17 protein-coding genes are annotated in these 18,518 nt (G+C 65.0%); 3 read left to right on the top strand and 14 right to left on the bottom strand.

Features of this window, described 5'->3' with window-relative positions:
• Positions 1–33: 33 nt before the first annotated feature.
• Complete coding sequence (locus tag BRA1417_RS0118850; protein ID WP_027517121.1) at positions 34–1,008, top strand: sugar ABC transporter substrate-binding protein; 975 nt, start codon at positions 34–36, stop codon at positions 1,006–1,008.
• 80 nt (positions 1,009–1,088) lie between these two features.
• On the top strand, positions 1,089–1,376 hold the full coding sequence (locus BRA1417_RS0118845) for a YciI family protein (RefSeq protein ID WP_027517120.1): 288 nt from the start codon (positions 1,089–1,091) through the stop codon (positions 1,374–1,376).
• Between the two features lie 179 nt (positions 1,377–1,555).
• On the opposite strand, the gene BRA1417_RS0118840 is transcribed toward BRA1417_RS0118845, so the two are convergent.
• The 13 genes from BRA1417_RS0118840 to hydA form a co-directional block, all read right to left on the bottom strand.
• Positions 1,556–2,548, bottom strand: a complete 993-nt coding sequence (locus tag BRA1417_RS0118840; protein WP_027517119.1) for an ABC transporter ATP-binding protein — start codon at positions 2,546–2,548, stop codon at positions 1,556–1,558.
• Positions 2,545–3,534 (bottom strand): ABC transporter ATP-binding protein, encoded by a 990-nt coding sequence (locus tag BRA1417_RS0118835; protein WP_027517118.1) that lies wholly within the window; start codon positions 3,532–3,534, stop codon positions 2,545–2,547. The genes BRA1417_RS0118840 and BRA1417_RS0118835 overlap by 4 nt, the downstream gene beginning before the upstream one ends.
• A 19-nt stretch (positions 3,535–3,553) precedes the next feature.
• Complete coding sequence (locus BRA1417_RS0118830; protein ID WP_027517117.1) at positions 3,554–4,477, bottom strand: ABC transporter permease; 924 nt, start codon at positions 4,475–4,477, stop codon at positions 3,554–3,556.
• Positions 4,474–5,415, bottom strand: coding sequence for an ABC transporter permease (locus BRA1417_RS0118825; RefSeq protein ID WP_027517116.1), 942 nt, complete (start codon positions 5,413–5,415; stop codon positions 4,474–4,476). Before BRA1417_RS0118825 ends, BRA1417_RS0118830 begins: the two co-directional genes overlap by 4 nt.
• A gap of 17 nt (positions 5,416–5,432) precedes the next feature.
• Entirely contained in the window at positions 5,433–7,034 is a 1,602-nt protein-coding gene (locus tag BRA1417_RS0118820; RefSeq protein ID WP_027517115.1) for an ABC transporter substrate-binding protein, read from the bottom strand.
• A 142-nt stretch (positions 7,035–7,176) separates the two neighbouring features.
• Entirely contained in the window at positions 7,177–8,847 is a 1,671-nt protein-coding gene (nikE, locus tag BRA1417_RS0118815; RefSeq protein ID WP_027517114.1) for an ABC transporter ATP-binding protein, read from the bottom strand.
• Entirely contained in the window at positions 8,844–9,692 is an 849-nt protein-coding gene (locus BRA1417_RS0118810; protein WP_027517113.1) for an ABC transporter permease, read from the bottom strand. The genes nikE and BRA1417_RS0118810 overlap by 4 nt, the downstream gene beginning before the upstream one ends.
• Entirely contained in the window at positions 9,689–10,723 is a 1,035-nt protein-coding gene (locus BRA1417_RS0118805; RefSeq protein ID WP_027517112.1) for an ABC transporter permease, read from the bottom strand. The genes BRA1417_RS0118810 and BRA1417_RS0118805 overlap by 4 nt, the downstream gene beginning before the upstream one ends.
• A gap of 25 nt (positions 10,724–10,748) precedes the next feature.
• A complete protein-coding gene (locus BRA1417_RS0118800; RefSeq protein ID WP_027517111.1) occupies positions 10,749–12,368 on the bottom strand; it encodes an ABC transporter substrate-binding protein in 1,620 nt (539 codons plus the stop codon).
• 120 nt (positions 12,369–12,488) lie between these two features.
• Positions 12,489–13,925, bottom strand: coding sequence for an NAD(P)-binding domain-containing protein (locus BRA1417_RS0118795; protein ID WP_027517110.1), 1,437 nt, complete (start codon positions 13,923–13,925; stop codon positions 12,489–12,491).
• Complete coding sequence (locus BRA1417_RS0118790) at positions 13,922–14,671, bottom strand: SDR family oxidoreductase (protein WP_027517109.1); 750 nt, start codon at positions 14,669–14,671, stop codon at positions 13,922–13,924. The genes BRA1417_RS0118795 and BRA1417_RS0118790 overlap by 4 nt, the downstream gene beginning before the upstream one ends.
• Position 14,672: 1 nt before the next feature.
• Complete coding sequence (locus BRA1417_RS0118785; RefSeq protein ID WP_027517108.1) at positions 14,673–15,647, bottom strand: NAD(P)-dependent oxidoreductase; 975 nt, start codon at positions 15,645–15,647, stop codon at positions 14,673–14,675.
• 16 nt (positions 15,648–15,663) lie between these two features.
• The gene (gene hydA, locus BRA1417_RS0118780; protein WP_027517107.1) at positions 15,664–17,133 is read right to left on the bottom strand and encodes a dihydropyrimidinase; all 1,470 of its coding nucleotides are present in this window, start codon (positions 17,131–17,133) and stop codon (positions 15,664–15,666) included.
• A 56-nt stretch (positions 17,134–17,189) separates the two neighbouring features.
• Here hydA and BRA1417_RS0118775 point away from each other — a divergent pair, with 56 nt between their 5' ends.
• On the top strand, positions 17,190–17,852 hold the full coding sequence (locus tag BRA1417_RS0118775) for an aspartate/glutamate racemase family protein (protein WP_027517106.1): 663 nt from the start codon (positions 17,190–17,192) through the stop codon (positions 17,850–17,852).
• Here BRA1417_RS0118775 and BRA1417_RS0118770 read toward each other — a convergent pair.
• Complete coding sequence (locus tag BRA1417_RS0118770; protein ID WP_027517105.1) at positions 17,849–18,517, bottom strand: flavin reductase family protein; 669 nt, start codon at positions 18,515–18,517, stop codon at positions 17,849–17,851. The two genes, BRA1417_RS0118775 and BRA1417_RS0118770, sit on opposite strands and share 4 nt — an antisense overlap.
• Position 18,518: the final 1 nt, after the last annotated feature.

The following is an 18,518-nucleotide window of genomic DNA, read 5'->3' as shown; positions in this document are numbered from 1 at the left end:
CGACCAACAAGCAAAACGAGGGATGGAGGCAACATGAAACAGACACTGGGTTATTTGGCGCTGCCGCTGCTGATGGCGGCCGCGCTCACCACGCAAGCGCGCGCCGACGGCGAGACCATCGCCGTCTTCACCAAGAACCAGACCAATCCGTTCTTCCAGACGGTGCGGGTCGGCGCCGACAACATGGCCAAGACGCTAAACGCGAAGACGCTGCAGTACATCCCGACCAAGCCCGACAGCATTCCCGAGCAGCTCAGCCAGATCGAGGACGTCGTGGTGAAGAAGCCGAGCGCCATCGTCTTCACGCCGGTCGACTACAAGGCGATGGTGCCGGGTGTCGAGAAGATCAACGAAGCCAAGATCCCCGTCGTCAACATCACCGACCGCTCGGCCGGCGGCAAGTTCCTGTCCTTCGTCGGCGCGGACGATTACAGCCTCGGGCTCGAGACCGCGCGCTTCCTGCTCAAGACGTTGGGCGGCAAGGGCAACATCGTCATCATCGAGGGGGTCAAGGGCTCGCTGACCAATGTCGACCGCGTCCGCGGCTTCAACGACGCGCTGAAGGAAAATGCCGGTGCGAAACTGCTGGCCTCGCAGCCCGGCAATTACCAGCGGCTCCAGGCGCTCCAGGTGATGGAGAATCTGATGCAGTCGAACGCGCAGATCGACGGCGTGCTCGCGGCCAACGACGCCATGGCCGTCGGCGCGATCGAGGCGCTCGACGGCGCCAACCGCAAGGCGCAGGTGATCGGCATCAACGGCACCAAGGAAGCGATCGACGCGATCAAGTCCGGCAAGCTGCTCGCGAGCGGCGACTACAACGGATTTTTCCAGGGCTGCCTTGGCACCATGATGGCGATCCGCTCCTTGCGCAACCAGCCCGTCATCGCCGAGATCGTGCTGAAGCCAACCGTCATCACCAAGGACAATTACCAGCCGTTCGACGTGCCGCTGGAGCAACGGAGCTGCCCGACTTTCGAGGAAGCCAGCAAGCTCGGCGGCAAGTAACCCAGCGCAGTCATCACGACAAGCTCGGACGGCCGCAGCCGCGGCCGTCCCAAGAAAACGAGACATAAACGGAGACCATCATGCTGTTTGCCATTCACGCCCTCGACCGCGCCGGCGCGCTACCGACCCGGCTCGCCCATTACGAAGCCCACAAGGCTTTCCTGAGCGACACCTCGCGCTTCGGCGTCAAGATCGTGATGTCCGGGCCGTTGGTCTCCGACGATGGTCAAACGATGATCGGCAGCCTGTTCCTGATCGAGGCAGCGGGCCGTGGCGACGTCGAGGCGTTCAATCAAGCCGATCCGTTTGCGGCGGCCGACATCTGGGAAAAGGTCACGATCACGGGCTTCCTGCGCCGCCAAGGATGAAGGCGGCTAAAACAAAAAACGCGAAAACAACCCCATGCACAGTAGAACGCCGTTGTTTTTACACATGAATTTTTCGTCGCAAACGTCTTTGACTCGTCGGGCAAAACAGGAGCAGAGTGCCATCCTAGCCCAACAGTCGCCCCAGCGCCTCGATCCAGAGCTTCGCCGCCGGTCCACGGCTAGCCGCTCGCCACCGCTGCACTATCTTCGAGATGACAGGCCACCCACTGCTCGGGTCCAGCCGCGCGCAATGTCGGCTCTTCGGTCCGGCAGCGATCGAACACGTATGGGCAACGGGTGTGGAAGCGACACCCGCTCGGTGGGTTGATCGGGCTCGGCACGTCGCCCTTGAGGATGATCGGATTGCGCTGGGCCCCCGGTTCGGGCAGCGGCACCGCCGAGAGCAGCGCCTTGGTGTAAGGATGCTTTGGCGCGGCGAAGATCTCGTAGCGTGGCGCCACCTCGACGATCTTGCCGAGATACATCACCGCGACGCGGTGGGTCATGTGCTCGACGATCGCGAGGTCGTGGCTGATGAACAGCAGCGCCAGGCCGAACTCGCGCTGCAGATCCTGCAGCAGATTGACGATCTGGGCCTTGACCGAGACGTCGAGCGCCGAGACCGCCTCGTCGCAGACGATCAGCTCAGGCTCGGCGGCGAGCGCCCGCGCGATGCCGATGCGCTGGCGCTGGCCGCCGGAGAATTCGTGCGGCCTGCGGTTCAGCGCCTCGCGCGGCAGGCGCACGGTGTCCATCAGCGCGGTCACGCGGGTCTCGAGATCGATCGCGGATTTGGCGAGGCCGAAATTGCGGATCGGCTCGGCCAGGATATCGCGCACGCGCATGCGCGGATTCAGGCTCGAGAACGGGTCCTGGAACACCACCTGCACGCGGCGGCGCATCTGGCGCATCGTGCTCGGATGGGCGTCGTCGATACGCTGGCCGTCGAGGATGACCTGCCCCGCCGTGATGTCGAACAGACGCAGGATCGCACGGCCGACCGTCGATTTGCCGCAGCCGGACTCGCCGACCAGCGAGAGCGTCTCGCCGCGCGCGATCTCGAACGACACGCCGTCCACCGCATAGACCCATTCGGGCTTGCGGCTGAACAGGCCCTTTTTGACCGGGAAGTGCTTCTTGAGATCGTTGACCTGGAGCAGCGGGGGACTCATGCCGCGACCGCTCCCTTGGCCGCATAGTGGCAGGCCGCGACGTGACGTGGCCCCTTCTCTTCGAGCCCCGGCGCGTACTGCCGGCACAGATCGGTCGCGAGCGCGCAACGTCCGGCGAAGACGCAGCCGACGATGGGCTTGCGCAGATCAGGCACCTGCCCCGGGATCTCCGCCAGCCGTCTCGCGGTGCCGGTCAGCGACGAGCCGAGCCGCGGCACTGCACCGAGCAGGCCCTGCGTATAGGGATGACGCGGCGAACGGAACAGGTCCGCCACCGGCGCCTCCTCGACCTTGCGGCCGGCATACATGACCATGACGCGCTCAGCGATCTCGGCGACCACACCGAGATCGTGGGTGATCAGGATGATGGCCGCGCCAACCCGGTGCTTGAGATCCAGCATCAATTTCAGGATCTGCGCCTGGATCGTCACGTCGAGGGCGGTGGTCGGCTCGTCGGCAATGAGCAGCTTTGGATTGCAGGCGAGGGCAATGGCGATCATGACACGCTGGCGCATGCCGCCGGAAAGTTGATGCGGATATTCGCGCACGCGGCGCTTCGGCTCGGGAATGCCGACCAGAATCAACATCTCGATCGCGTGCGCCTCCGCGGCCTGCTTGTCCAGGCCCTGGTGGATCATCAGCGTTTCGCGGATTTGACGCCCGACGGTCAACACGGGGTTGAGGCTGGTCATCGGCTCCTGGAAGATCATCGAGATGTCGTTGCCGCGGATCGCGCGCATCTCGCGATCCGACATTTGCAGCAGGTCTTTGCCCGCGAAGCGGATGCTGCCGGCGATCCTGCCCGGCGGTTCCGGGATCAGCCGCATCAGCGACATCGAGGTCACCGACTTGCCGCAACCGGACTCACCGACGATGGCGAGCGTCTCGCCCTCATTGACATGGAACGACACGCCTTCCACCGCGCGGTTGATGCCGCTGGGCGTACGGAAGTGGGTTTGGAGATTTTCGACTTCAAGCAGCGCCATCGGGATCAGCCTCGAAACATCAGAGGCTCTTGGCCATGCGCGGATCGAGCGCATCGCGAAGGCCATCGCCGAGCAGATTGACGGCGAGCACGGTGACAGACAGGAAGGCCGCCGGAAAGAACACGATGTAGGGCTTGACCTGCCACAGTGCCCGCCCCTCGGCCATGATGTTGCCCCAGGACGGAATGGTCGGCGGCGTTCCCGCGCCGATGAAGGACAGGATCGCCTCCGTGATCATCGCACTGGCGCAAATGTAAGTCGCCTGGATCAGCATCGGCGCCAGCGTGTTGGGCAGGATGTGGCGCAGGATAATCATCGGTGTGCGCGTGCCGCAGGCGACCGCCGCATCCACGTAAGGCTGTTCGCGCAGCGACAGCACAACGCTGCGCACGAGGCGCGAGACGCGCGGAATCTCGGCGACCGTGATCGCGAGAATGACGTTGCCGACGCTGCCGCGTGTCAGTGCCATCAGCGCGATCGCCAGCAGGATCGGCGGGATCGACATCAGGCCGTCCATGAAGCGCATCAAGATGCCGTCGGCCCAGCGGATGAAGCCGGAGACGATGCCGATGGCGAGACCGGCCGCGGAGGCAAATATCGCAACCGAGAGGCCGACCGTGAGCGAGACGCGCGCGCCGAAGAGCACGCGTGAATAGATGTCGCGGCCGAGCACGTCGGAGCCAAACCAGAAAGCGGCTGACGGCGCGCGAGTGCGCTTGGCCGGCGCAAGTGCGGTCGGATCCACCGTTCCGAGATAAGGTGCGAAGATCGCAATCAGGACCAGAATCAGCAGCAACGTGCCGCCGATGGCAACGGTGGGATGGCCGCGCAGCAGCCCGATGAAGCCGCGCCGGATCGTGACCGGCCGGAGGATCTCCGGCAGTTGCGGCGCGAGGACGAAGCCGGCCGGCAGCGCCTGCGGATTGACGGTCGTGTCGGTCAATAGCGGATCCTCGGGTCGACGATGGTATAGACGACGTCGATCATCAAATTGACGAGGACGTAGACGAAGCTGAACAGCAGCACGATGCCCTGGATGACGGGATAATCGCGGCGCAGGATCGCGTCGATCGTGAGCCGGCCGAGGCCGGGAATCGCGAAAACGCTCTCCGTGACGACCGCGCCGCCGATCAGGAGCGCGATGCCGATGCCGATCACCGTGACGATCGGCACCGCGGCGTTCTTCAGCGCGTGGACGAACAGGATGCCGCCCTGCCCGAGGCCCTTGGCGCGTGCGGTGCGGATATAATCCTGCTGCAGCACCTCGAGCATGGTGGCGCGCGTGATACGCGCGATCAGTGCGATGTAGACACAGCCGAGTGCGATCGCGGGCAGGATCAGGTTTTGCAGCCAGGGCCAGACGCCTTGGGCGAGCGGCGTATAGCCCTGCACGGGAAGCCATTCGAGCTCCAGTGCGAAGATATAGGCGAGGACATAGCCGACGACGAAGACCGGCAGCGAGAAGCCGAACACGGCAAAGGCCATGATGGCCCGGTCGATCAGGCTTCCCGCCTTCCACGCCGCCAGCACGCCGAGCGGCACCGCGACCACGATCGTGAGCAGGAGGGTGACCATCATCAGCGACAGCGTCGGCCCGAGACGCTGCCCGATCATCGTCGAGACCGGCAGATTGGTGAAGATCGAGGTGCCGAGATCGCCGTGCAGAATGCGCCAGACCCAGCTGCCGAACTGGATCAGGAAGGGTCGATCGAGGCCGAGGCTCTGACGGATGCGCTCCACATCCTCCGGACTTGCCTGATCGCCCGCGATCACCACGGCGGGATCCCCCGGCGCGATGTAGAGCAGGCTGAACACGAACAGCGCGACGATCGCCATCACTGGCAACGTCGAGGCGATACGCCGGAGGATGTAGGAGAGCATCTGGCTTCAGCGCAGGATCATGCGGATTTCGACACGCCCCAGAAGAACGGTAGCGGCCCCTTCGTGATGCCGGAGACGTTCTTGCGCCAGGCCGTGTAGCTGAGGAAGAAGCCGGTCGGGGCGTAGACGACGTCCTCGAGCGCGACCTTGTTGAGGCGAGTGACCGCGGCCTTCTCCTCGTCGAGGTTCTTCGCCTCGAACCAGGACGTAACCTCCTTCTCTGTGCCGGGGCTGTTCGGCCAGCCGAACCAGGCCTTGTCGCCGTTGGCGCGGATGGCAGTGTAGGGCGCCGGATTGATGCAGTCCGAACCCGCATGCCAGGTGTGGAACATGTTCCAGCCGCCCTGCCCTGGCGGCGTCTTCTGTGCGCGGCGGGAGCCGACCGTGCCCCAGTCGGTCGCGACGAAGTCGACATTCATGCCGAGCTTCTTCAGGAGATCGGCGGTCACATCGCCGAACGCCTTGGTGATCGGCTGGTCCTGCGCCACCAGGCACGTCACCGGCTGGCCGGAATAGCCGCTCTCGGCGAGCAGCTTCTTGGCGGCGTCAAGATCGCGCTTGCCCTTCAGGACTTCGCCGCCCGCCTCGGTGTAAAGCGGCGTATCGGGCGTGAAGAAGCCGGGCAGCGGCTTCCACAGCGAATTGTCGTCACCGACGAGCGCACGCATATAGTCTTCCTGGCTCATCGCCATCAGCACCGCGCGCCGCGCCCGCACGTCGTTGAAGGGCGGATACAGGAAGTTCATGCGGAACGAGCCGACATTGCCGAGGGGATCGCCGATGTCGACGCTGATGTTCTTGTTCTTCTTCAGGACCGGGACGAGGTCCGCGATCGGGTTCTCCCACCAGTCGATCTCGCCGTTTTGCAACGCGGCCGCGGCGGTCGCCGGATCCGGCATCACGATCCATTCGACGCGGTCGAGCAGCATCTGCTTGCCGCCGGCGAGCCACGACGCCTTCTCCTGCCGCGGCACATAGTCGGCGAATTTTTCGAACACGGCTTTCGCACCGGGGACCCACTCACCCTTGGCGAACTTCATCGGCCCCGAGCCGACATAATCGCCGATCTGCTTGAACGGGTCGGTCTGCGCAATGCGCTCCGGCATGATGAAGGCGCAAGGCGAATTGTTCTTGCCAAGCGCATAGAGCATCTTCGGGAACGGCTGCTTCAGCACCCATTTGAAGGTGCGGTCGTCGACAGCGGTGAGCTCCTGCTGCAGCGCCTTGAGCATCAGCCCCATCGGATCGCGCGCCGCCCAGCGCGTCAGGCTCGCAACGACGTCCTTGCTCAGCACCGGCTCGCCATCATGGAATTTGAGTCCCGGCCGCAATTTGAACGACCAGGTGGTGCCATCGTCGGTCACTTCCTCGGACTCGACCATCTGCCGCTGCGGCTGCAGCGCGGAATCGACGCCGTAGAGCGTATCCCAGACCAGCGCGGCGGCATTGCGCACGACATATTGCGTGCCCCAGATCGGGTCGAAATTGGCGAGGTTTGCTTGCGGCACGAAGCGCAGGGTGCGCGCGGAGGCGCCTTGTGCGATCGCCGGGGCCGAGAGGCCGCTCAATGCCAGACCGCCCGCGCCGGCCAGTCCCTTCAATACGGTCCTGCGATCCATGAAATCCTCCCAATAGTGCCGTGATGCCGGCCATCGTTGGCCAAGAACAGGTGAAACCAGAGCTCATTGGCGTGCAAATGGTATGCCACTAACCGGACCTTCGCCAGCGGCGATATCCGCACCATTTGGGCCGGTCGAGACCTCAAAGCGCAGCCGCCAGCACCGGCCCGGTCTCGATATGCGGGATCGCCTCGACCAGCTTGCGCGTGTAGTCGGTCTTGGGATTGTCGAACAGCGCCCGGCTCTCGCCCTGCTCCACGATGCCGCCATTGCGCAGCACGATGGTGCGGTCGCAAAGCATGCGCACCACGTTGAGATCGTGGCTGACGAACAGCAGCGCGATGTCGTTCTCGCGCCGCAGGCGGTCGAGCAGTTGCAGCACCACCGCCTGCACGGAGACGTCGAGCGCAGCGGTCGGCTCGTCCAGTACCAGGAGCCGCGGCCGGCAGGCGATGGCGCGGGCGATGCCGACGCGGGCCTTCTGGCCGCCGGAGAGCTGATGCGGAAAGCGCGGCAACAGATCCAGCGGCAGCCCCACACGCTCCGCGCAATCTTCCACCCGCTTGCGCAGCGCATCGCCTCTACGCATGCCGTCGAGCCGCATCAGGGGATGGGCGATGCAATCGAAAGCGGTGAAGCGCGGGTTGAGGCTCTCGTTCGGGTCCTGGAACACCATCTGGATGTCTTTGCGGAAGCGCGAGCGGTGAAAATCGCGCGACGCCACGTGGCCGATCGACTGCCCGTCGAACACGATCTCGCCCTCGCTCGGATCGATCAGGCGGCAGATCATCCGCGACGTCGTGCTCTTGCCGGAGCCGGATTCGCCGACGAGGCCGACGCTCTCGCCGCCGGCCATCGTCATGGAGAAGTCCGCCACCGCCGCAGCGCCCTCGTCGAAGCGTTTTGCGAGCTTGCGCACTTCCAGCAGCGGCGGAGTCCCGTGAACGGGCTCCTGCCGGGGCCTGCTGACGACGGCCGCGTAGCCTTCCCGCTCCTCTTCCGTCACGAGGTCCTCGATTTGGGAGGTCGCGGTCGGCGACGCCGCCACCAGACGCCTGGTGTAGGCATGCTGCGGCGCGCCGAACAGCGTCCTGGGACTTGCCTCTTCGATGATGCGGCCGCGCTCCATCACCGCGATGCGACGGCAATATCGCGCCGCGAGGCCGAGATCGTGCGTGATCAGGATCGTCGCCATGCCACGTGCGGCGGCAATCTCCGCCAGGAGGTCCATCACCACTTTCTGCGTGGTGACGTCGAGCCCGGTCGTCGGCTCGTCGGCGATCAACAGCGCGGGATTGCAGGAGATCGCGATCGCGATCATGACGCGCTGGCACATGCCGCCGGAGAGTTCGTGCGGATAGGCGTTCATCCGCGCCTCGGGGTCGCGGATCTGGACGGCGCGCAACAGCTCCAGCGCCTCGGCACGCGCAGCATCCTTCGATATCCGCTTGTGCGTGAGGATCGCGTCGGCGATCTGCAAGCCGATCGCGCGGATCGGATTGAGCGCCGCCCGCGGGTTCTGGAAGATCATCGACATCGCGGCGCCCTGGAGCTGACGGAGATCGTCACCCCTGAGTTTTGTGACGTCTTGTCCGCGAAACAGGATTTTTCCGCCAGTGACGCGCCCGGCCGCATCGAGCAGCCGCGTCGTCGCAAAACCGGTCACCGACTTGCCCGAGCCGCTCTCGCCGACGAGGCCAAGCATCTCGCCGGCTTCGACCGTGAGCGTGACCCCGCGCACGGCCTCGACCATCCCCCGTCGCGTCGAGAATGCGACGTGGAGATCGTCGATCCTGAGCAATTCCTCGCTCATGTGCGCATGCGCGGGTCGAGAATGTCCCGCATCCCGTCGCCGAGGAGGTTGAAGCACAGCACGGCCATCATCAGCGCGAGGCCCGGAAAGGCGACCAGCCACCACCGCCCGGTCGAGATGAAGCGAGCACCCTCCGCGACCATGATGCCCCATTCCGGTGTCGGCGGCTTGACGCCAAGGCCGATGAAGGACAGGCCGGCGGCGTTCAGGATCGCCCAGCCGAGGTTAAGCGAGATCTGCACCGCCATCGCCGGCAGGATGTTCGGCAGCAGGAAGCGCAGCACCACCGAGAAATGGCTCTCGCCGCAGGAACGCGCCGCCTCCACCCAGCCGACATTGCGCCGGACGTTGACCTCCGCGCGCGCGAAGCGGATGTAGAACGGAAGATTGATGATCGCGGTCGCGATCACGATGTTTTCGATCCGGTTGCCGAGCGCCGCAACCATCGCCATCGCCAGCACAAACAGCGGAAAGGCCATCATGACGTCGACGAAGCGGCCGACCGAGCGGTCGAGCCTGCCGCCGGCATAGCCGCAGAACGAGCCGACGACGGCGCCGATCACGAACGAGATGCCGACCGCCGAGACCGCGATGGTGAGGTCGAGCCGGGCCGCAACGACGAGGCGGCTGAACACGTCGCGCCCGAGCTGGTCGGTGCCGGCGAGGTGCGCCGCGCTCGGCGGCTGCAGGGCCTCCGAGACATTGGAGACGATGGGATCATAGGGCACGAGCCAGGGTCCGAAGATCGCGACAAGGACAAACAGAAGGACGCCCGCCGCGGCGACACCGGTCAGCGGGTTGCCACGCAAAATCCAGACCGAATGGCGGAGGGTTGCGCTCGTCATCCGATCGACACCCTGGGATCGGCGATGCCGTAGCAGATATCGACGACCAGATTGACCAGCACGAAGATGCCAGCCATCAGCAGCACGAAACCCTGCACCGGCGCATAGTCGGACGACAGCAGCGCATCGAGCGCGTAGGAGGCAACACCCGGCCAGGAGAACACCTTCTCCACCAGGACATTCGCGCCAAGCATGGTCGAGAACACGATGCCGGCAATGGTGATGACGGGAAGGATCGCATTGCGCAGCGCATAGGTGACCACGACCTTCCGCCAGGACAATCCGACCGAGCGCGCGGTACGCACGAAATCGCTGCCGAGCGACACCAGCATCGAAGCACGCGTGATCCGCGCCAGCGGCGCGATCACGAACAGGGCCATGCTCAGCGCCGGCAGGATCAGCTGCTTGCAAGCCGCCCACCAGCCCTCGATGTCTCCCGCGAGCAGGAAATCGATCGACAGGAATCCGGTGCGCTGCGGCGGCAGCGAGGTGAAGACGTCGATCCGCCCGGTCGGATCAGGCGCAAGACCGAGCAGATAGTAGAACGCGTAGATCAGCAGCAGGCCCGAGACGAAGGTCGGCACGCAGACGCCGAGCGCACAGAACAGCCGCACGCCGTGATCGACCAGCGATCCCGGCTTCAAGGCTGCGACCACGCCGAGCGGCACCGCCGCGATCAATGCGATCAGCAGCGCCGTGAACGTCAGTTCGAGCGACGCCGGCAGCCGTTCGCGAAGGTCCTTCAGGACCGGCTGTCCCGTCATCATGGAGCGGCCGAGATTGCCGCGGCCGATATCGGAGAGATAGAACACGAGCTGCTCCGGCACGGACTTGTCGAGCCCCATCTGCTTGCGGATCTGCTCGATCTCCTCCTTGCCGGCATTGGGCCCCGAGGCGAAGAACACCGCGGGATCTCCAGGGAGGACCCGCATCAGCAGAAAGGTGAAGACCAGCACGCCGAACAACGCCGGCAGCGACGACAGAAGCCGCCTCCCCGCCCGCACCACCGTCGCACCAAGTCCGGTCATCACCTTTCAGAGCCCTTGCATGTCAAGATCACTTGCGGCTGACGTCGCGATAGTCGACCTGACGATGGAATTCGTAGGTGTAGCCCTCGATCGACGAGGCCATCACGGCGTCCTGGTTGGGCTGCCACAGCGGAATCTGCGGCATCTCGCTGAAATGGATCGCGTTGAGCTTGCGGCCATCCTCCTCGTACTTGGCCTTGTCGGGCTCGAAGCGCGCTTCCTGCGCGATCGTCGCCAGCTCCGGATGGTTGATCGAGCTGTAATTCCAGCGCTGATTGCCGGTGTAGAAGTTGCGGTAGAAGTAATCGGTCGAGGGCAGCCAGGCGACGATGCCTTCCGTGAACAAGGGCAGCTTCTTCTCGTTGATCTGCGTCGACATCTGCGCGTCCGGCAGCTTCTGGATGTCGACCTTGATCCCGATCTTGGCAAGCGATTCCTTCACGAGAGCAGCCATCGGCTCCGCGGTCGAGGCCTGGCCGACGTTGAAGCTGAAGGTGGTCGAAAAACCCTCCGGGAGCCCGGCGGCTTTCAAATATTCACGGGCCTTGTCGAGATCGGTCTTCACCGGTGCCTGGAACGGATAGATGCCGTTCAGCGGCTTGCCATCCGGCCAAGTCGCGCCGAACAGCGGCGCGCCGCGGCCGAACAGAGCAGCCTTGAACATGTCCTCATAGGGCAGCGCGAAGGCGATGGCGCGGCGGACGTTGACGTTGTCGAACGGCGGGATCTGGTTGTTCATCGACACGAAGGTGATCGAATTGTATTGCGGCGTCGAGACCACCTTGAGCTTGCCCTTGGCTTCGAGCGACTGCACGTCGCTGGCCTGGAGATCGACGACGAGATCGGCGTCGCCGCGCTCGACCAGATTGGCGCGGGTCGCGGGCTCCGGCACGGACTGCACGATCACGCGCTTGAAGAACGCCGGCTTGTCGGGCGAGCCGCGGTTCCAATCCTCGTTGCGCTTGATGATCACCTGCTCGCCGGGCTTGAAGCTCTCGATGACATAGGCACCGCTGCCGGCGGTGTGCTCCTTCAGCCAGGCGGTGGCCCAGGGATCTTCCGGGGTCGCATGCTCCTTGGCGACTTTCGAGTTGATGATCAGCGGGTAGACCGTCGCGAGATTCGGCAGCGCGAGCTTGTCGGGCTTCGGCAGCGTCACTTCGATCGTGAGGGGATCGATCACCTTGAACTGGTCGGCCGACGTCAGCGAGCCCGTCAGCAATTGTGCCTTCCCGAGGATCGGCGCGGTGACGCAGCGATCGAGCGACCATTTCACGTCCTCGGCGGTCACGGGCGAGCCGTCCTGGAACTTGGCATCCTTGCGCAGACGGAACGTCAGCTTCAGTCCGTCCGGGCTGACGTCGTAGGATTCGGCGAGTTCGCCGGTGATCTTGTCGAGATCGAACACCCATTTTCCGTTGAGCTGTTTGCGGCCGAACGCGACAAGGCGGTCGTAGGTGCTCATGCTCAGCGCGAAGGATTCGCGCGTCGAGCCCGGGATGTTGGGATCGAGCGTGTTGACGGAAGCACCGGTGACATAGCGCAACGTCTCGGCCCTGGTCTGCGCTTGCGACGGCGCCGTGGCGACGAGCAACAACGCGGTGGTGGCGAGCACGGAGGATGCCGACCTGAAAGACACAAAACGCATTGGTTTTCCCCAAAAATCTTCGACAAGAACGCCGACAGGACAGGTTAAGAAAGAAGCAAGTTGCGCGCCAGTCTCATGATGCGCTCTTGTGGACGCTTTGTCGCGGCGGCGCATGGACAATCATCGCGATTCCTCCATGTTTCGCGCTGGCCGCGTGACCAGGGCCTGCGGCACGTCATAGGCGCTGAGCGAGGCCCAGTGCCGTTCGACATCGGCGCGGAACAGGCCGCGCGTCAGGCCATTGACCAGCTTCGGCACCGCGGTCGTCATCGCGTTGATCGACGATCCCGACGGACCAAAACTCATGGTGGAGGCGATCGCGAAGAGATGGATGTCTGCGATCCACGGCGTCTCGCCCGCGACACGCTCGGTGAAGGCGTAGTCGCCGGCGAGATAGGGAAAGCGGCCGAGCCGCGCGTTGCGCTCGCCCTCCGGGGGCTGGTAGCGGTCGGCCCAGGTTGCGATATTGCCGGCGAATGTGGCGAGTTCGCCGCGCCCGGCAAAGTTCATGTCGATGCCGGTGCCGCAGATGACGAAATCCGCTGCGATAACGCCGCGCGGCGTCTGCAATTCGATGCCCTTGCCGGTCTCGCGCGCAGCCTCAAGCGGCGCGCCCTCGTGCAATGTGAAATTGGCATGGCGCGCGCAGCGATCATAGGTCGGCTGCGGAAAGCCTTCGCGCATCTCGAGGATGGTGCGCATGAAGCGCCAGCGCCAGGCGTCGTCGAGATCGCTGAGATGGCGGAGGAAGCCGCGAAACGTCAGCCAGCGATAGGGCTGGATCAGCTGGATCTGCGCCCGACGACACAGCAGATGCACCTCCGCCGCGCCAGCCTCCAGTGCGGTTGCCGCATTGTCGAAGGCAGATGCGCCGGCGCCGATCACGGCGACGCGCTTGCCGCGCAAGCGTTCGAAATCGATATCATCGGCGACGGTCGCGACCAAGCCGGCCGGCAGGTCGCGCAACGGCTCGGGGATTATCCAGCCGCCCATTCCCTCCTGCCCCGTCGCCAGCACGATCTTGCGCGCATGGAGCGTCTCGACGCCATCGCCACGTTTCACGCGTGCGGCCAGCAAACCATCTGCCGCGGGCCGGATTTCCAAGAGCTCGCAGCCGTTGCGCACGGGCAGGCCGATCGTGCGCCGCAACCAAAGCAGATACTCGGCCCAGTGTCCGCGCGGAATCATGTCGAGTGTCTGCCAGCTCTCCTTGCCGAAGCGGGCTTCGTGCCAGGATTGATAGGTCAAGCTCGGAATGTCGAGGTCAGGTCCCGTATAGTCCTTCGGGCTGCGCAGCGTCGGCATGCGGGCATAGGTGAGCCATGGGCCTTCCATCCCCTCCTCGGCCTTGTCCAGCAGCAGGATGTTGCTGACGCGGGAGCGCATCAGGCCGAAGCCGAGGGCGATGCCGGATTGGCCGGCGCCGATCACGAGCACGTCCAGCGTCGGCTCGCCGTCCGGTCCCGTCTTCGGTTCGAGCCAGGCAGCGCCGGGATGCGCGATCTTGGCGAGATCGGCGCGCACGTTCATTTCGAGCTCTGTCAGCGTATTGCTCATGCCGCGAGCCAGCCGCCGTCGACCACCATTACCGTGCCGGTCGTAAACGAGGACGCATCGCTTGCGAGGTGGAGCGCCGCCTGCGCGATCTCCTCGGCCTGGCCGAACCGTTTCATGGCATGGCGGTTGCGGGAGGTTTCGCGCACCTCGTCCGCATTGGCGTGTCGAGCAAAGCTGCGACGAAGCATCGGCGTGTCGATCGCACCGGGCGCAATCGCGTTGACGCGAATGCCGTCGGTCGCGAAGTCCACGGCCATGGTCCGGGTCAGGCTGACGATCGCGCCCTTGGCGGCGATATAGGCGCTGTTGCCCTTGCCGCCGGCAATCGCAAGCTGCGACGCCAGCGTGATGATCGAACCGCTCTTCTGCCGCTGCATCTGCGGCACGGCCGCCCGCGCCCACAGCCAGGTGCCGCCGACATTGGTGCGGAACACCGCATCCCAGTCTGCCGGATCGGTGGTCAGCACCGTGCCGCCGCAGGAAAAGCCCGCGGTGGTCATTAGGATGTCGAGCCGGCCGTGCCGTGCCACGACGTCGGCAACAACGGTCTGGGCGAAACCGGCGTCGCCGACATCGCCGACATGCGTCGTCGCCTCGCCTACGAGGCTCAGGGTCTCCTGAAGGCCAGCAACGTCGCGATCGACCAGAGCGAGATGCGCGCCCTCCTCTACAAACAGCTTTGCACTGGCGCGGCCGATGCCGGAGCCTGCGCCCGTGATGATGGCCGTGCGCCCCTGCAGTCGCATCTCAGATCCACTCCTTGTGCTGCATCAACCAGGCACTCATCGCGGCCGCCGACTCGGCGCAGCCGAACTGCGCGTGCCAGCCGAATTCATCCGCCATCCGGTTCACCGACAGCGGCGCGCGATAGGGCCCATGCAGCTTAATGACGGTTTTCTCGCCGGGCGCCGCGACCCGGCACTCCAGGCCGGGATGCAACGCCGCAAAGGCCTCTCCCCATTGCAGCGCAGGCCAAAGTTCTCCGCGGGAGATGTTGTAGAGCCGGTCGCGCGGCCGCTCGGCTTCGATCAGCAGTGCGACGGCCTCGGCCGCATCCGGCGCGTAGATCCAGTCCCGCATGCCCGCTTCAGGCATGATCGCCGGCTCGCCGCGCGCGAACGCGGCCAAAATCTGGAACTGAAGGCTTGGCGTGTCGCGTACGGAGCTCGGTCGCTCCCACGGTCCGAACAGGGCGCTCAGCCGCACGCTCAGGAAATCGCCGCCGAAGAGCTCGGCGTGACGCGCAACCGATCGCTCCGAGGTGAACTTGCTGATGGCGTAGAACGAGACCGGATCGCAAGGCGTGTCCTCGTCCAGAGTCTCGACCCGCCCGCCCGCGGCGCCATAGGCCGACGCCGACGACAGATTGACGACGCGGCGCACGCCATGACGGATCGCGGAGAGCAGGATCGGGATCTGGGCCATCACGTTGATCTCGAGAACGCGCGCGGTCGATGCTCTCTCCAATTCGTCACCGGCGGTGATCGCAGCTCCAAGCACGATCGCATCAACGCCTTCGGCGATGAGGGCATCGATGGCATCTGCGTCGGTGATATCGCCCTGCACGGCTTTGAGTCGGGCGCCGTAGTCGGCAAGAGACCGCCGCGCGGTTGGCGGCAACTCTGCACGGTCATACAGCGTCACGTCATGCCCGCGCGCGAGCAGCGCCTCCGCAACATTGAGGCCGACAAAGCCGGTGCCGCCGAAGATGACGATCTTCATCGCGCGCGATCCGCAGTCACAGCAGGTTTGCTCCGAAATTCCGCTCCGGGTCCATGTCGGCGACGAGCCGCTCCGTCGGCTTGGCCGCCTCGCCACCGCTGCGCGCGAGGAACTGGCCGCTGCCGCGGTTCGCGAGGCACCTGTTGCCGTCGATGATCACGCGGCCACGCGACAACACCGACACCGGCCAGCCCTTCAGCTTGCGACCGGCAAACGGCGTGTAGCCGGTAAGGTCGTGCATCATCTCGTCGGCGATCACGGTCTCGCGATCGGGATCCCATATCGCGATATCGGCGTCGGCGCCGACCGCGATCGAGCCCTTGCGCGGATGCAGATTGTAGATTTTTGCCGGCGCGGTCGCAGTCAGCTCGACGAACTTTTCCAGACCCAGGCGCCCCTTCGACACCATCGCGTCGAACAGCAGCGGCAAGCGCAGCTCCAGTCCCGGCAGGCCATTCGCCACCTGCTTGAAATTGGGATTGGGACCGGCGCGCAGCTTGCCGGTTTCGTCGTAACGATACGGCGCGTGATCCGACGAGATGGTCTGGAGATCGCCGAGCGACAGTGCCTGCCACAGCGCCTCCTGGTCGGCATGCGTGCGCGGTGGCGGGCTGCACATCCACTTGGCGCCTTCGGCCCCCGACTTGTCGAGATCGGCAGCGGTCAGGAACAGATATTGCGGACACGTCTCCGCAAACACCTTCAACCCCTGCCCGCGCGCGTCGCGGATGACCTTGGCACCCTCGGCGGTCGAGACGTGAAAGATCATGATCGGCTGGTCGATCAGCGCCGCCATGCCGATCAGCCGGGTAAAGGCTTCCGCCTCCGACACCCGGGCGTGGCTGACGGCGTGATATTTCGGCATGGTGTAGCCGCGCGCGAGCAGGCGCTTCACCATCCAGGCGATGATGCCGTGGTTTTCGGCATGGGCGCACAACATCGCGCCGGACTGGCGCGCGGCAAGAAGGATGTCGAGCAGCGGCTCGTCGTCGACCTTGAGCCGGTCATAGGTCATGAAGATCTTGATCGAGGCATGGCCCTGCTTCACCAGCGCCGGAATGTGCTCCTCGACGGTCTCCTTGGTCGCATCCGCAATGATCATGTGAAAGGCGTAGTCGATCACCGCGCCCTTCTTCGCCAGCGCGTGATAATCCTCCACCACCTGCGGCAGCTTCATGCCGACATGCTGGGCGGCAAACGGGATTACCGTGGTGGTGCCGCCGAAAGCAGCCGAGACGGTGGCGCTCTCGAACGTGTCGGCGTTCATGATGCCGGCAGCGGACAATTGCTCGATATGGGCGTGGCTGTCGACGCCGCCGGGCAGAACGAGCTTCCCGCGCGCGTCGATCTCGCGCTTCGCCGGCGGAAGCCCACGCCCGATCGCGGCGATGGTCTCGCCGGAGATGGCGACATCGGCTTCAAAGATGTCGGTCGTCGTCGCGACGCGCCCACCGCGAATGATCAGGTCGTAAGCGGGTTCAGTCATGAGGCACTCCATGATAGGCTCAAGCCAAGTGATCGAAATTTTGCAGGAAGACCAGCATGTCCCGACCGCGCATTCTCGTCATCAACCCAAATTCCAACCCTGCGGTCACGCAGGGGCTGGAGGACGCGCTGAAGCCGCTCGGTTTCGAGGGCGGCCCCGAACTGGTCTGCCAGACGCTGGCCGAGGGACCGTTCGGCATTGAAAGCCAGGCCGATGTCGACGGCGTCACCATGCCGCTGCGTCGGCTGGTCGAGGGCGACAACAGCTCGGCTGCCTTTGTCATCGCCTGCTACAGCGATCCCGGGCTTCAGGTTTGTCGTGAAGGCACCGACCGCCCCGTGTTCGGCATCGCCGAGTGCGGCGTGCTGACCGCGCTGGCCCGCGCCGAAACCTTTGGCGTCATCGCGATCGCCCAGCGTTCGATCCCGCGTCACATGCGCTATCTCAGGCAGATGGGACTGACCGAACGCCTCGCCGGCGAGCGGCCGCTCAACATAAGCGTCGCGGAAACCGCCTCGGGCGAAGGCACGCTGGCGAAGATGATCGAGGTCGGCCGCGCGCTGCGCGACGAGGACGGCGCCCGCGCCATCGTGATGGGCTGCGCCGGGATGGCGCGCCATCGCCGTCCCCTCGAAGACGCGCTCGGCCTTGCCGTGATCGACCCGACACAGGCGGCTGTCACCATGGCGCTGGGTGCGGTGCAGTTCTCGACTCACTAGGCGTCCTTCAGCTCTTTGGCGTCCTGCCGCGCGAGCCATTGCGCGTGGCTCTCGCGGACAAGCGCGAACGTATCCCGCTGCGTCGTGTAGAGATTGCCGAACATGCGGCCGATCGGCCGGTAGGCGTCGAGGTCGACATACATGTTGGCCTCGTCGACGAGGCCCTCGCGGGCGTGAATCCGGAGCACCTCGCCGACCAGCAGTTCGCGATCGGGCGAGAAGGTCAGCGCGACATGGCGCCGGCATTCGAGCGCAAAGGGTGCCGCGGCGAGGCGCGGCACCTTCACGTCGATTGAGGGAAGGGTCGCGAGCCCTGCCGCAGCGACCTCGCTGTCACCGGACGGAAAATCGACCGCGCAGTCATTCATCGCCGCGGAGAGCGCCTCATCCACCATGTGAACGACGAACTCGCCGTCGCGATGGATGTTGCGGGTGGTGTCCTTCGGGCTGTGATCCGGCTTGTGCTGAAGACCGAGTACGATCAGCGCCGGACTCTCCGAGAACACGTTGAAGAAGCTGAACGGCGCGGCGTTGACCGCCCCGTTGGCATCGAGCGTCGTCACCAGCGCAATCGGCCGTGGCACCACCACGCCGCAAAGCAGCTTGTAGCGGTCGCGCGGATCGAGCTCGCGCAGGGGAATACCTGATGTGCCCTTGTCCGCCATC

The sequence above is a fragment of the Bradyrhizobium sp. WSM1417 genome, from assembly GCF_000515415.1.
In the GTDB taxonomy this organism is placed as follows: domain Bacteria; phylum Pseudomonadota; class Alphaproteobacteria; order Rhizobiales; family Xanthobacteraceae; genus Bradyrhizobium.
This window is presented reverse-complemented; position numbering and strand designations above follow the sequence as displayed.